This window comes from Streptomyces millisiae, from assembly GCF_031845425.1.
Lineage (GTDB): Bacteria > Actinomycetota > Actinomycetes > Streptomycetales > Streptomycetaceae > Streptomyces > Streptomyces millisiae.
Genome location: NZ_JAVREM010000002.1, coordinates 245502 through 259065, shown reverse-complemented (window position 1 = coordinate 259065; position 13564 = coordinate 245502). Strand labels below are relative to the sequence as shown.

The 13564-nt window shown below is 73.4% G+C and carries 10 protein-coding genes; 6 read left to right on the top strand and 4 right to left on the bottom strand.

Features of this window, described 5'->3' with window-relative positions; all coding sequences use genetic code 11:
• Nucleotides 1-47: 47 nt before the first annotated feature.
• On the bottom strand, nucleotides 48-977 hold the full coding sequence (locus tag RNC47_RS03320) for a LysR substrate-binding domain-containing protein (protein WP_311595325.1): 930 nt from the start codon (nucleotides 975-977) through the stop codon (nucleotides 48-50).
• A gap of 130 nt (nucleotides 978-1107) precedes the next feature.
• Between RNC47_RS03320 and kdgD the strand changes: the two genes are divergently transcribed.
• Both kdgD and RNC47_RS03310 read left to right on the top strand, forming a co-directional pair.
• Nucleotides 1108-2028 carry a 5-dehydro-4-deoxyglucarate dehydratase gene (kdgD, locus tag RNC47_RS03315; RefSeq protein ID WP_311595323.1) on the top strand — a complete coding sequence of 307 codons (921 nt, stop codon included), beginning with the start codon at nucleotides 1108-1110 and terminating at the stop codon, nucleotides 2026-2028.
• Nucleotides 2025-2984, top strand: a complete 960-nt coding sequence (locus tag RNC47_RS03310) for a 2-hydroxyacid dehydrogenase (protein ID WP_311595322.1) — start codon at nucleotides 2025-2027, stop codon at nucleotides 2982-2984. The genes kdgD and RNC47_RS03310 overlap by 4 nt, the downstream gene beginning before the upstream one ends.
• Here the strand turns inward: RNC47_RS03310 and RNC47_RS03305 are convergent.
• Together RNC47_RS03305 and RNC47_RS03300 are read right to left on the bottom strand one after the other, a co-directional pair.
• Nucleotides 2965-3633, bottom strand: a complete 669-nt coding sequence (locus RNC47_RS03305; protein ID WP_311595320.1) for a class I SAM-dependent methyltransferase — start codon at nucleotides 3631-3633, stop codon at nucleotides 2965-2967. The two genes, RNC47_RS03310 and RNC47_RS03305, sit on opposite strands and share 20 nt — an antisense overlap.
• 35 nt (nucleotides 3634-3668) lie before the next feature.
• Nucleotides 3669-5438, bottom strand: coding sequence for a DUF6055 domain-containing protein (locus tag RNC47_RS03300; RefSeq protein ID WP_311595318.1), 1770 nt, complete (start codon nucleotides 5436-5438; stop codon nucleotides 3669-3671).
• A gap of 252 nt (nucleotides 5439-5690) precedes the next feature.
• Here RNC47_RS03300 and RNC47_RS03295 point away from each other — a divergent pair, with 252 nt between their 5' ends.
• Genes RNC47_RS03295 through RNC47_RS03280 form a run of 4 tightly spaced genes read left to right on the top strand, consistent with a single transcriptional unit; the run spans nucleotide 5691 to nucleotide 9680 of the window.
• On the top strand, nucleotides 5691-6752 hold the full coding sequence (locus RNC47_RS03295) for an iron-siderophore ABC transporter substrate-binding protein (RefSeq protein WP_311595316.1): 1062 nt from the start codon (nucleotides 5691-5693) through the stop codon (nucleotides 6750-6752).
• Between the two features lie 19 nt (nucleotides 6753-6771).
• Nucleotides 6772-7812 (top strand): FecCD family ABC transporter permease, encoded by a 1041-nt coding sequence (locus RNC47_RS03290; protein ID WP_311595315.1) that lies wholly within the window; start codon nucleotides 6772-6774, stop codon nucleotides 7810-7812.
• Nucleotides 7809-8867, top strand: coding sequence for a FecCD family ABC transporter permease (locus tag RNC47_RS03285; RefSeq protein WP_311595314.1), 1059 nt, complete (start codon nucleotides 7809-7811; stop codon nucleotides 8865-8867). The genes RNC47_RS03290 and RNC47_RS03285 overlap by 4 nt, the downstream gene beginning before the upstream one ends.
• Entirely contained in the window at nucleotides 8868-9680 is an 813-nt protein-coding gene (locus RNC47_RS03280) for an ABC transporter ATP-binding protein (protein WP_311595313.1), read from the top strand. It begins immediately after the preceding gene.
• Here RNC47_RS03280 and RNC47_RS03275 read toward each other — a convergent pair.
• Entirely contained in the window at nucleotides 9674-13543 is a 3870-nt protein-coding gene (locus RNC47_RS03275; RefSeq protein WP_449657343.1) for a molybdopterin-dependent oxidoreductase, read from the bottom strand. The genes RNC47_RS03280 and RNC47_RS03275 overlap by 7 nt on opposite strands.
• Between the last annotated feature and the right edge of the window lie 21 nt (nucleotides 13544-13564).

Below are 13564 nucleotides of genomic sequence, written 5' to 3'. Positions count from 1 at the left end.
CTGGCGTCTATACATGCGTCCCGCGTCTGCATTTGTAGACGCAGACGCTAAGCCTGCGCCCCGAGGCCGTCAAGAGTCCGGTCGTCACCTGATGCCGTGAGGCGGAGCAGCGCGTCGAGCGCGGGGTTGGCGTGCTCGGTCCGCCACACGCAGTGGGTCTCCACGACGTCCGGGCTGACCCCGTCGACCTCCGTGAACGCCAGGTTGGGCAGCCGCAGTCGAGCCGCCGTCCTGGGCACGAGACCGACCCCGAGGCCGGCGTTCACCAGCGCCAGCAGACTGTGCACCTGGCCGACCCGCTGCACGTAGTCCGGCTCCACCCGGGCCTGCCGGAACACGCTGATCACCAGCTCGTGCAGGTAGCGGCTGACCACCGGGTGATAGGTGACCACCGGGTACCGCCCGATGTCGGCGAGCGACGGCGGGCGGCCCAGGTCGGCCAGCGGGTGGTCGCGCGGGCAGGCCAGCAGCAGGCTCTCGGCGTGCACCCGCCGCACGCTCAGCACGTCCGACGGCGGCACGCCACGGGCCAGGCCGATGTCGACGCCGCCGGCGAGCAGCGCGTCGACCTGGTCCCCGGTCACCATCTCGACCAGGGTCAGCTCCACCATGGGCAGCCGCCCGGTGATGGTCCGCAGCCAGGGGCCGAGCACCGCGAGCGCGGCCATCGCCGTGAAGCTGATGGTCAGCGTGCCCGCCTCACCGCGGGCGGCGTTGCGGGCGGCCGCCGGGGCGGACTCCGACAGCTTGAGGATGCGCCGCGCCTCGGCGAGGAACGCCCGCCCGGCGGCGGTCAGCAGCACGGCGCGCGGTGTGCGGACCAGCAGCTCGACCTCCAGGGCGCGCTCCAGCTTCTGCACCTGCCGGCTCAGCGGGGGCTGGGTCATCCGCAGCCGGTCGGCGGCCCGCCCGAAGTGGCCCTCCTCGGCCACCGTGACGAAGCCCCGCAGCTGCTCGAGCGTGAACCGGGTCGACATGGACACCTCCCAGACGGCGAACGAGCACCCTATGCCCTCACGGTATCGGCGGATGCCTTATTGGTGTTAGACAGGTATCGATGCCGGCCATACGCTCCGGGCAGCTTCCCCCGACCCCGGAGCGGAGACGATGACCTCGTTCAGCCCTGAGACCCTGCGGTCCACCCTCGGCACGGGCCTGCTGTGCTTCCCCGTCACCCACGCCCAGCCGGACCTCACCTTCGACGAGGACGCCTACCGCGAGCACGTGGCCTGGCAGACCTCGTTCCCGGCCTCCGGCGTGTTCGCGGCGGGCGGCACCGGCGAGTTCTTCTCGCTCACCCCGGACGAGGTGGGCCGGGTGGTCAGGGCCGCCGTCGGCTCGGTGCGGGAGGACCGGCCGGTGATCGCGCCGGCCGGCTACGGCACGGCGCAGGCCGTCGCGATGGCCAGGGACGCGGAGGCGGCCGGCGCGTCCGGCGTCTTCCTGCTCCCGCCCTACCTCACCGAGCTCTCCCAGGAGGGCCTGGTCGCCCACGTCAGGGCCGTGTGCGAGGCGACCGGGCTCGGGGTGATCGTCTACCACCGTGCCAACGCCGCGTTCGGCTTCGACGCCGTCGAGGAACTGACCGACAGCTGCCCCAACCTGATCGGCTTCAAGGACGGCATCGGCGACGTCGACCTGATGACCCGCGTGCACGCCCGCCTCGACGGGCGGCTGCTGTCCATCGGCGGCCTGCCGACCGCCGAGACCTACGCCCTGCCCTACCTGGAGATGGGCGTCACCACCTACTCCTCCGCCATCTTCAACTTCCTCCCCGAGTTCGCGCTCGACTTCTACACGGCCGTCCGCGCCCGCGACGCCGAGACCGTCTACCGCAAGCTCAACGAGTTCGTCCTGCCCTACCTCACCATCAGGAACCGCAGGGCCGGCTACGCCGTGTCCATCGTCAAGGCGGGCCTGGCGGCGGTCGGCCGCGACGCGGGACCCGTCAGGCCGCCGCTCACCGACCTCACCACGGCCGAACGGGACGACCTGCAGGCGCTCGTCGACAAGGTCCTGGCGGCGTGAGCGCCGACGAGACGCCGGCCGGGACGGTTCTGCAGATCTGCCCGCTGCTGCCCTCGCTCGACAAGGCCCTCGCGAGCCGGCACCACGCCGTGCGGCTGACCGACCAGGCCGACCCCGACGCCTTCCTCGCCGAGCACGGCGGCGAGGTGGTCGCCGCCGTGACCACCGCGCGGATCGGCGTCTCCGACGCGCTGATGGACGCCCTCCCCCGGCTCGGGGCCATCGTCCACTTCGGCGTCGGCTACGAGACCACCAACGTGGTCCGGGCGCGCGCCCGCGGCATCGACGTCAGCAACACCCCGGACGTGCTGACGGACTGCGTCGCCGACCTGGCCGTGGGCGCCGTGATCGGCGTGCTGCGCCGGATCGCCGAGGCCGACCGCTACGTGCGCGCCGGCGCCTGGGAGTCCGGCGCCTTCCCGCTCGCCACCCGGGTGAGCGGCAAGCGGATCGGCATCCTCGGGCTCGGCCGGATCGGCCGCGCCATCGCCCGCCGGCTGGCCGCCTTCGACGCCGAACTCGGCTACCACTCGCGCCGCCGCGTGGCCGACGTGCCCTACCGGTACGCCGAGTCCGCGCGCGACCTCGCGGCCTGGGCCGACGTCCTGGTGGTGGCGACCGCCGGCGGCGCGGCGACCAACGGCCTGGTCTCGGCCGAGGTGCTCGCGGCCCTGGGCCCCGACGGCTACCTGGTCAACATCGCGCGCGGCTCCGTGGTGGACGAGCCGGCGCTGGTCGAAGCCCTGCTGGAGCGCCGGATCGCCGGGGCCGCCCTCGACGTCTTCGCCGACGAACCGCATGTCCCCGCGGCCCTGCTCGACCTCGACTCCGTGCTGCTCCTCCCCCACATCGCCAGCGCCACCCGCGAGACCCGGGAGGCCATGGGCGACCTCGCCTACCGCAACCTCGACCACTACCTGACCACCGGCCGGCTGCTCACTCCCGTGCCGCTATGAGCGCGTAGCGCTCGTCCGCCACCGGGCCGCCCCACAGCACCGGATCCCCGCTCAGCGGCTCGACGGCGAGCCGCGCCACCAGCGGCCGGACCACCGACGCCAACTCCTCGGCCGCCATGCCGCCGCCCCACGGCAGCGACTCGGCCCCCGCCACATAGGGCGCGGCGGGCTGCCCTGCCTCCCGCCAGCGCCCCTCGACCAGCACCAGGCGCCCGCCGGGACGCAGCCGCGCCAGCCACGCCCGCAGCGCCGCCTCCGGATCCGGCAGCGTCCACACCAGGTGCCGGGCCAGCAGCACGTCGAACCGGGCGTCCCCGGTGGGCGGCTCGGCCGCGTCGCCCACCAGGAACCGCCCGCCGCGGTCGGCCGCCTGGAACTTCTCGCGCGCCCGCCGCACCATGGCCGGGGCGAGGTCGACGCCCGTGACCCGGTGCCCGGCCTCGGCCACCAGCAGGGCCAGCGAGCCCGTGCCACAGCCCACGTCGAGCACGTCGGCCGGGGCCGGCGGCAGCCAGGAGCGCAGGCGCCGCCGCCAGGCGGCGCGGGTCTCCGGGTCGCGCAGACCGTGGTCCGGCTCCTCGTCGAACCGGTCGGCGGCCGCGTCCCAGTAGGCGGCGATGGCGGTGGTGGTGCTGGAGTGGTCGTTCATGCCCCCATGGTGACGCCCGGCACTGACAACGCGCGTCAGCCGCCGCTGATGGCGATCTCCGCCTCGGAGAACGGGCTGGTCGCCGGGTTGATGTCCGTCTCGCCGCCGCGGCCGTCGCAGCCGCGGTCGGGGTTGAACGTCAGGTAGGTGCCCGAGGAGCAGGCGATCCACAGCTCGGCGTCGCCGCCCACCACCACGTTGCCCGACAGGTTGGCGCCGCCCTGGACGATGGCGTTGTCCCTGACCACCACGTTGTCGCGGATCGTGGCCCCGGAGTTCACCCAGGCCAGGCCCTCGACGCGGACGTTGCCGCTGAGGGTGGAGTTGCCGTAGACGGCGGCACGCGGGCCGACGTGGACGCTGGCCGCGACGTTGGCCCGGTTGTCCACCCAGCCGCCGCCGTTGGCGTGCCAGTGGCCGCCACCGGTCGCGGCCGGCTTCTGGTAGCCGGGCTCGTGTCCGGAGGGCACCGCGCCCTGGACGGTGAACTCGTACGGATAGCGGTAGTTCCTCGGGTAGCCGTCCAGGAAGGCGTAGTGGTGCACGGTGCTCGGGGTGCCGGTGACCACCAGGTAGACGTCCCGCTCGCCGGACTGGGTCTGGAAGGTGACCTGCGCGTCCGCGCCGTTGTGGATCGGCCCGTAGCGCGGCACGCCGTTCCGCACCGCGACGAAGCCGTACGACCAGCCGGAGCCGGCCGCCGCGTTGACGTGGCCCCTGAAGCGCAGGGTGATCAGGCCGCCGTCGCTGCTCGGCACGAGCCGGATCTTGTTGTAGCCGTAGTCCGAGGGGGCGATCCGGTTGGAGATGGCGTAGTGCCCGGTGGACTGGTCGATCGCGTCGACCGGCACGCCGTTGTACGCGTTGATGAAGCCCGCGCCGTAGACGCCGTTGATGAACGGCATGATGTTGGCGCGGTTCGTGTAGTCGTAGGTGACCTGGCGCTGGGCGTACTCCGCGACCCGGGTGTTGAGCTGGGTCTGGGTCAGGTTGTTGACGCGCCGGTAGGTCTCCAGCGGGTGTTCGTTGCTCCGCGCCTGGTTCCAGATGTCGTTGAACGCCTGGATGCCGCCGTACCGGTCGACCAGGTACTGCATGAGCATCCAGTTGCCGTAGTGGTGGCGGCTGGACGACCAGGCCAGGTTCTCGGTGCGCAGGAAACGGGTGAGGTCGCCGGCGCCCCCGTTCGGGTAGACCCGCATCGCCATGAACTCGGCGCTCGTCTCCCAGAAGGTGCCGGCCGACGGGTCGGTGAAGCCGACGCCCGACCCCCGGCCGAGGAAGGTGTAGTTCTGGAAGACGTGGCCCAGCTCGTGCGCCAGGCCCCAGGAGCCCGGTTGGGCGGCGGCCGGCGCGATGTTGATGACGCCCACGGTGCCGTCCACCGAGCCGCCCGTGGCCCAGGCGTCGAGCGCGGTGCGGTTCCAGGTGCGGGTGACGATCACCACGATCTTGTACTGGGCGAGCAGCCCCGTCTCCGCCGTGAACCGCATGGTGTTGACGTAGAAGGAGTACAGGGTCTCCAGCTGGCTGAGGATGTTGTTCGGGTCGAACCGGAACTCGGCCGGGGCGTTGAGCGGGTCGGTCCCCGACTTCTCCCCCCACAGCAGGATGAAGTTGGCCGACTCCCTGGTCCGGTCCCGGCTCCACGGCACCTCGCCGGTGGACTGCCAACGGGCCGGGAGATACAGGGACTTGGCCAGCGCGGTGGCTGGCGTCGGCCGGAGCACGCCGGCCCCGCCGACCCCCGCCGCGACGAGCGCCTGGGCGGCCACCGCCACAAAGTTGCGACGTGTCCATGACATATCGGATGGCACAGTACTGCTCCTTCGTTCGAAGAGAACGCGGCTCGCAAGGAACATGCGCGTGCGACAAGGGAGATGGTCTCATGGAAGCGCTCCCATGACCCCGCCGCGGAACGCTCAGGGCAAAGGATTTCCGCCCTCGTCGCCATGACCCGGCGCGGACGGCCACCGGGCGGCACTGTACGGTTAGGCTTACCTAAGCTAGCCTCCGTCCCCGGACACCAACGCACCACACACCCACCGAGGAACAGCATGTCGCCCCGCCTGACCCGCCTGCGCCGATCCGCGCTCTCCCTCACCGCAGCCACCGCCGCCGCGGCCCTCGTGCTCACCGGCTGCTCGTCCGACTCCTCCGACAACGAGGAGACCACCGGCGGCTCGGGCGACTCCGCGCAGAGCGAGGGCGCCTTCCCCGTCACCATCGAGAGCGCGCTCGGCCCGGCCACCATAGAGGAGCAGCCCGAGCGCGTCGTGACCCTCGGGCAGGGCTCGGCCGAGACCGCCATCGCGCTCGGCCACACCCCGGTCGGCATCGAGAGCTACGAGTGGGGCAGCGACGAGACCGGCTACCTGCCGTGGATCCACGAGGCCGTGACCGAGGCCGGCGAGGAGCTGCCGACGCAGTTCACCGGCGGCGAGGACATCGACTTCGAGGCGATCATCGAGCTCGAGCCCGACGTGATCCTGGCCCCCTGGTCCGGCATCACCCAGGACCAGTTCGACGTGCTCTCCGACATCGCGCCGACCGTGGCCTACCCGGACCTGGCGTGGTCGACCAACTGGGACGAGCAGATCGAGATCATCGCCACCGCGCTCGGCCAGCCCGACGAGGCCGCCACCCTGATCGGGGACATCGAGGACCAGCTGGCCGAGGCCGCCGCGACCCGCCCCGAGTACGCGGACGTCACCTTCTCCTACATCTACACCTCGGGTCCCGGCACCCTCGGTGTCTTCCTGCCGGAGGAGCAGCGGGTCGCGATGGTCTCGGGCCTGGGCCTGACCGTGGACCCGGTGGTCGACACCTTCGAGGAGACCGAGGGCACCGACTCGGCGCTGATCGGCCTGGAGAACGCGGACCAACTCGCCGACAGCGACCTGATCTTCACCTTCTACACCGACGAGGAGACCCGTCAGGAGATCGAGGCGCAGCCGCTGTACGCCGCGATCCCGGCCGTGGAGCGCGGGGGCGTCGTCGCCAGCGACGACAACTCCTTCGTCACCGCCTCCTCGATCATCAACCCGCTCACCGTGCCGTGGGTGATCGACCGCTATCTGCCGCTGATCGACGAGGCCGTCGCCACGATCGACCAGTGATCCCGGGTAAGCCTGCCTCGTGACCACTACCCTCGCGAAGTCCCGCCCGAGCGGTGCCGACGCCTCCCGCGTCGGCACCCCTCGCCGGGTGTCCGCGCTGCTCGTCGGCCTGGTCGTGCTGGCGCTCGCCGTGCTGGCCAGCGTGATGTTCGGCAGCAGGTCGACGTCGTTCGGCGACGTCCTCGACGTGTGGGCCGGCAACGCCGACCCCTATGTCACCACCGTCGTGGAGAGCCGCTATCCGCGCACCGCGCTCGGCGTGCTCGCCGGCGTCTGCCTGGCCGTCGGGGGCACCCTGATGCAGGGCGTCACCCGCAACCCGTTGGCCGATCCGGGGCTGCTCGGCATCAACGCGGGAGCCGCCGCCGCCGTGGTGTCGGCGACCGCGTTCCTGGGCGCCTCCGGGCAGGCGGCCACCGTGTGGTGGGCGCTGCCGGGCGCGCTGCTCGCCGGCCTGCTGGTCTACGTGATCGGGGCGGCCGGCGCCGACGGGAGCGTGGTGCGTCTCGTGCTGGCCGGCGCCGTGGTGTCGGCGGTGCTGACGGCGCTGGTGCAGGCGATCGCGCTGACCCATCCCGACGCGTTCGACAGCTACCGCTACTGGGTGGTCGGGGCGCTGGGCGGCCGGGACTTCGACGTGTTCCGCTCGGTGCTGCCGTTCGCGGTCGTCGGCCTGGTGCTGGCGCTGCTGCTCGGTCCCGGGCTCAACGCGCTGGCGCTGGGCGACGAGTCGGCGTCCTCGTTGGGCGCCAACCCGACGGTGCTGCGCTCGGCCGGTCTGGTCGCGGCGACGCTGCTGAGCGCGGCGGCGACGGCGGCCGTGGGCCCGATCGCCTTCGTGGGGCTGGCCGTTCCGCACGTGGTGCGGGCGCTGGTGGGCGTCGACTTCCGGCTGGGGATCGGCTACGCGGCCGTCGTCGGTCCCGCGCTGCTGCTGCTCGCCGACGTGCTGGGGCGGGTCGTGGTGCGTCCGCAGGAGTTGATGGTGGGCGTGGTGACCGCGTTCGTCGGGGCGCCGGTGCTGCTGTTCGCGGTGCGGCGGATGAGGGGGAGCGCGTGACGGTCTCCGGTGAGGTGCCCGCGGGGGGCGCGGGCGTGCTGCGGATCGGGCGGGCGGTGGCGCTGCCGGTGCACCGCGGCCAGCTGCTGGCGGTGCTCGGCGTGTTCGTGCTGCTGCTCGCGGCCTGCGTGGCCACGCTGACGCTGGGGCGGCTCGGGATTCCGCTGGGCGAGCTGGCCGGGGCGCTGTTCGGCGGGGCCGAGGGCAGCCAGGAGTTCGTGCTGGAGCGGCTGCGCGGGCCGCGCCTGGTGGTGGCGGTCGGCGCGGGGGCAGCGCTCGGCCTGTCGGGCGCGCTCTTCCAGTCGGTCACCCGCAATCCGCTGGGCAGCCCGGACGTGATCGGTCTGGGCGCCGGGGCGGGCGCGGGCGCCGCGGTCTTCGCGCTGCTGCTGCCCGGCACGCTGCCGGTGTGGCTGGGCGCGCTGGGCGGCGCGGCGGCGGCGATGCTGCTGGTGTACTTCTCGACGGGCACCGGGTTCCGCAACCCGGGGCGGCTGATCGTGGCCGGGATCGGGGTGGCCGCGATGGCGTACGCGTTCACCGAGTACGTGGTCTACGTGATGGAGCGGGACCGCGCGTCGGTGCTGATGGCGTACGTCAACGGCAGCCTGTCCGCCAGGGACTGGAACCACGCGGCGACGATCTGGCTGGTGCTCGCGGTGGTGGCGCCGCTGGCGGCGCTGCTCGCCCGGCGGTTGGACGTCGGCGAGATGGGCGACGAGTTGGCCGCCGGGCTCGGCGCGGACCCCAGGCGGACCCGGGTGTTCGCGGTCACGCTCTCGGTGGTGCTGTCGGCCGGCGCGGTCAGCGTGGCGGGGCCGATCGCGTTCGTGGCGCTCACGGCGCCGCAGATCGCCCGCCGGCTGACCGGCTCCACCGGCGCGCACCAGACGCTGGCCGCCCTGGTGGGGGCGCTGCTGCTGGTGCTGGCCGATCTGGCGGCGCAGCAGGCGCCCTGGTCGGACGGGCTGCCGGTCGGCATCTACACCATGGCGCTCGGTGGCGTCTATCTCGGCTATCTGCTGGTTCGTGAGTGGCGGAAGGGGCGGCTGTAAGTGGGCACGGGTCTGAGCGCGGACGGGGTGACGATCTCGTACGGCGGCGAGCCGGTCGTGCGGGAGTTGAGCCTGGACGTGCCGCACGGCGGTCTGACGATGATCATCGGGCCGAACGGCTGCGGGAAGTCGACGCTGGTGAAGGCGTTCGCCCGGGTGCTGAAGCCGGTCGGCGGGCGGATCCTGCTGCACGGCAGGGACCTGCACGGCTACCGGGCGAAGGAGGCGGCGCGGCGGGTCGCGCTGCTGCCGCAGAGCCCGGTGGCGCCGGACGGGATCACGGTGCGCGGCCTGGTGCGGCGCGGCCGCTATCCGCACCACACGCTGCTGCGGCAGTGGTCGCCGGCGGACGACGCGGCGATCGCCTTCGCGCTGGAGCGCACCGGGCTGACCGATCTCGCGGACGCGCAGGCGGGCGAGCTGTCGGGCGGTCAGCGGCAGCGGGCGTGGATCGCGATGGTGCTGGCGCAGGAGACCGAGCTGCTGCTGCTCGACGAGCCGACCACCTTCCTCGACATCGCCCACCAGTACGAGCTGCTGGAGCTGTGCGCCGAGCTGCACCGCGAGGGGCGGACGATCGTGGCGGTGCTGCACGACCTGAACCAGGCGGCGCGGTTCGCCTCCCACCTGGTGGTGATGCACGAGGGCCGGGTGGTGGCCCAGGGCCCGCCGGAGGAGGTGCTGACCGCCGAGCTGGTCGGGGACGTGTTCGGGCTGCCGTGCGACATCGTGCCGGACCCGGCGACCGGCACGCCGATGGTGGTGCCGCACGCCCGGCACCCGGTCGAGGTGCCGAGCGGCCGGTCTCAGTAGACGTCGCGCACGTAGCGGCGGTCGGCGGCGAGCCGGCGCACATAGGCCGCGGCCTCGTCCTCGCCGAGGCCGCCGTGGCGCCTGGCGATCTCGCGCAGCGCGCCGTCGACGTCGCGGGCCATCCTGCTGGCGTCGCCGCAGACGTAGAAGTGGGCGCCGTCCTTCAGCCAGGACCACAGCCGGGGGCCGTGTTCGCGCATCCGGTCCTGGACGTAGACCTTGGCGCGCTGGTCGCGGGAGAAGGCCGTGTCGAGCCGGGTGAGCACGCCCTGGTCGCGGAAGCTGGTCAGCTCCTCGCGGTAGTAGAAGTCGGTGGCCCGGTGCTGCTCGCCGAAGAAGAGCCAGTTGGGGGCGCGGTGGCCGCGGGCGCGTCGTTCGTCGAGGAAGCCGATGAAGGGCGCGACGCCGGTGCCGGGGCCGACCATCACCATCGGGGTGGCCGGGTCGGCCGGGGGGCGGAAGTGCGGGGCGCGCTGCACGAAGACCGACATCTCGGTGCCGGGCTCGGCGTCGGCGAGGAAGGTCGAGCAGACGCCCTTGCGGCGCCGGCCGCGCAGGTTCTCGTAGCGGACGACGGAGACGGTCAGCGAGACGGTGCGCGGGTCGTCGAGCGGGGACGACGATATGGAGTAGAGGCGGGGCTTGAGCCGGCCGAGCACGTCGGCCCACTCCTGGGCGGTGGCCCGCACCGGGTGCTCGGCGACGACGTCGACGGCCTGCCGGCACCAGGAGTACTGGGCGAGTTCGCCGGCGTTGCCGGGGCGCAGCAGCTTGCGCAGGCCCCGGTCACCGGTGCGGTCCCCGACGAAGCGGAGCAGCCCCTGGGTGATGCGGGTGATGTCCAGGTGGCGGTGGAGGGCCTCGGCGAACGGGAGGTCGCCGGCGTCCTCCAGGGTGACCTCGGCGGCCGCGTCGAGGCCGGTGACGGCCAGCCACTCGGCGACGAGGTCCTGGCAGTTGGTGGGCCGGACGCCGAGCGCGTCGCCGACCTCGTACTCGAGCGGCGTCTCGCTGTCCCGGGCGTCCAGGGTGAAGCGGCGCACCTCCTTGCCGGCGCCCGGCAGGCTCAGCAGGCGGTTGCCGGTGAGCCGGGCGGTGGCGGTCACCCGCTTGCGGCGGGTGGGGGCGACGGGGGCGGCGGGGATGGGCGCGGCGCCGCCGGAGAGGGTGGCGAGCACCTGGTCGAGCCAGGCCGAGGCGGCGGGTTCGTAGTCGGGCTCGCAGTCGGTGCGGGGCGCGAGGCGGGTGGCGCCGAGTTCGGCGAGCCGGCGGTCGAGGCGGCGGCCGTGGCCGCAGAAGTCGTCGTAGGCGGAGTCGCCGAGGGCGAGCACGGCGTAGCGGCGGCCGTCGAGGCGGGGGGCACCGCCGTCGGCGAGGTTGGCCCAGAAGTCGGCGCCGTTGTCGGGCGCGTCGCCGTCGCCGAAGGTGCTGGTGACCAGCAGCAGGTCGGCCGCGGCGGGCAGCGTCGCGGGGTCGGACTCGGCCATGCCGGCGAGCCGCACCGGGTGTCCGGCGGCCAGCAGCCGGCCGGCGGCGGCGTTGGCGAACTCCTCGGCGTTGCCGGTCTGGGAGGCCCACAGCACCATCACCTCGCGCCCTCTCGGCGTGGTGCGCGCCGGCGGCGCGAGGGGCTCGGTGGTGACCGGCTCGGGGGTGGTGGGGCGGGCGGCGACCCTGGTCAGGGCGACGGCGCAGACCTTGAGCTCCGGCTGTCTGGAGAGCGGGTCGACGGCGTCGCTGGTCACGGCGTTGACGGTGATCCGCTCGCCGAACAGGTCGCTCCAGTGGAACGGCGCGAAGCAGCACCCGGGCCGGACCCGGTCGGTGACCACGGCGGGCAGCACGGCCCTGCCGCGGCGGGAGGCGACCTCGACGGAGTCGCCCTCGGCGATGCCGAGGGCCCGCGCGTCGTCCGGGTGCACCTCGACGAAGGGCCCGGGGTTGAGCTTGTTGAGCCGCGCCACCCGGCCGGTCTTGGTGAGGGTGTGCCACTGGTGCTGCACCCGGCCGGTGTTGAGCAGGAACGGATACCGGTCGTCGGGGAGTTCGGCGGGCGGCACGTGCGGGCGGGGGAAGAAGCCGGCGCGGCCGCTGGGGGTCGGGAACCGGGGGCCGCCGCCGTCCGGCGGCAGGTAGCGGACGGGGTTGCGTTCCGGCCCGTCCGGCGCGGCGGCCGGCCACTGCACCGGGGTGGCGTCGAGCCGCTCGTAGCTCACCCCGCGCAGGTCGTAGCCGGTGGTCGGGTTCCAGGCGCCCTTGAGCTCCTCGAAGATCTCCTCGGCGCTCTCGTAGGGGAAGGCCTCCGCGTAGCCCATCTCGCGGGCGACCAGGGTGATGAGCCGCCAGTCGGGGAGCGCCTGGCCCGGCGGGTCGACGGCCTGCCGGGTGAGGGTGAGGTTCCGCTCGCTGTTGATCATGACGCCGTCGCCCTCGACCCACAGCGCGCCGGGCAGCACCACGTCGGCGTAGGCGTTGGTCTCGGTGGCGGCGTAGGCGTCCTGGGTGACGACGAACTCGGCGGCCCGCAGCCCCTCGACCACCGTGTCGCGGTTGGCCATCGAGGCGACGGGGTTGGTGCACATGATCCAGCAGCCCTTGATCTCGCCCGCCGCCATCCGCCGGAACATCTCGACGGTGCCCTGGGCCGGTCCCTCGGCGCGAATGGTGCCGGGCGCCAGGTCCCAGAGCCGCTCGGTGAAGGCGCGGTCCTCGGCGACCAGCACCGAGCGCTGTCCCGGCAGGCCGGGGCCCATGTAGCCCATCTCGCGGCCGCCCATCGCGTTGGGCTGGCCGGTCAGCGAGAACGGGCCGCTGCCGGGGCGGCAGATGGCGCCGGTGGCCAGGTGGAGGTTGATCAGGGCCTGGGTGTTCCAGGTGCCGTGGGTGGACTGGTTGAGCCCCATGGTCCAGCAGCTCGTCCACTCCCCCGCGGTGCCGATCAGCTCGGCGGCGCGGCGGATGTCGGCCTCGGGAAGTCCGGTGATGGCGGCGACGGCGTCCGGCGGGTAGTCGGCGAGGAACTCGGGCATCGCCTCCCAGCCCTCGGTGTGCGCCGCGATGAACTCCTGGTCGGTGTGGCCGCCGGCGACCAGCAGGTGCAGCAGGCCGTTGAGGAGGGCCAGGTCGGTGCCGGGGCGGATGGGCAGGTACAGGTCCGCCTTCTCGGCGGTGGCGGTGCGCCGGGGGTCGACGACGATCAGCTTGGCACCGGCCCGCACCCGCTCCATGAGGCGCAGGAACAGGATGGGGTGGCAGTCGGCCATGTTGGAGCCGATGACGAGGAAGACGTCGGCGTGGTCGAGGTCCTCGTAGGAGCCGGGTGGGCCGTCGGCGCCCAGCGACAGCTTGTAGCCGGTGCCGGCGCTGGCCATGCAGAGCCTGGAGTTGGACTCGATCTGGTTGGTGCGCAGGAAGCCCTTGGCCAGCTTGTTGGCGAGGTACTGGGCCTCCAGGCTCAGCTGGCCCGAGACGTAGAGGGCCACGGCGTCGGGGCCGTGCTCGTCGACGATGGCGCGCAGCCGCCGCGCGGTCTCGGTGACGGCCGCCGGCACGTCGACGGGCTCGGGCTCGGCGTCGCGCCGGGGGCGGCGGAGGGCGGTGGCGAGCCGTCCGGGGGCGGCCAGCATGTCGGCGGTGGTGGCGCCCTTGGTGCACAGCCGTCCGAAGTTGGCCGGGTGGTCGCGGTCGCCGGTGACCCGGCGCACCGTGCGCCGGCCGTCCGGGCCGACGGCGATGTCCAGCACCATTCCGCAGCCCACCCCGCAGTAGGAGCAGACGGTGCGCACGCCCCCCGATTCCGCTGCGGACACCTCGCGGCCCCTTCCACGTTCGACCCTGGTGCGTCGACCGTACGAACGGCCCATTACGCGGGCGTCACGTGCCGA

Bases quoted from the DNA above. Each gene is read 5' to 3' on its own strand.
- RNC47_RS03320 (WP_311595325.1), bottom strand. From the start codon at position 977: ATGTCGACCCGGTTCACGCTCGAGCAGCTGCGGGGCTTCGTCACGGTG.
- kdgD (WP_311595323.1), top strand. From the start codon at position 1,108: ATGACCTCGTTCAGCCCTGAGACCCTGCGGTCCACCCTCGGCACGGGC.
- RNC47_RS03305 (WP_311595320.1), bottom strand. From the start codon at position 3,633: ATGAACGACCACTCCAGCACCACCACCGCCATCGCCGCCTACTGGGAC.
- RNC47_RS03300 (WP_311595318.1), bottom strand. From the start codon at position 5,438: ATGTCATGGACACGTCGCAACTTTGTGGCGGTGGCCGCCCAGGCGCTC.
- RNC47_RS03295 (WP_311595316.1), top strand. From the start codon at position 5,691: ATGTCGCCCCGCCTGACCCGCCTGCGCCGATCCGCGCTCTCCCTCACC.
- RNC47_RS03275 (WP_449657343.1), bottom strand. From the start codon at position 13,543: ATGGGCCGTTCGTACGGTCGACGCACCAGGGTCGAACGTGGAAGGGGC.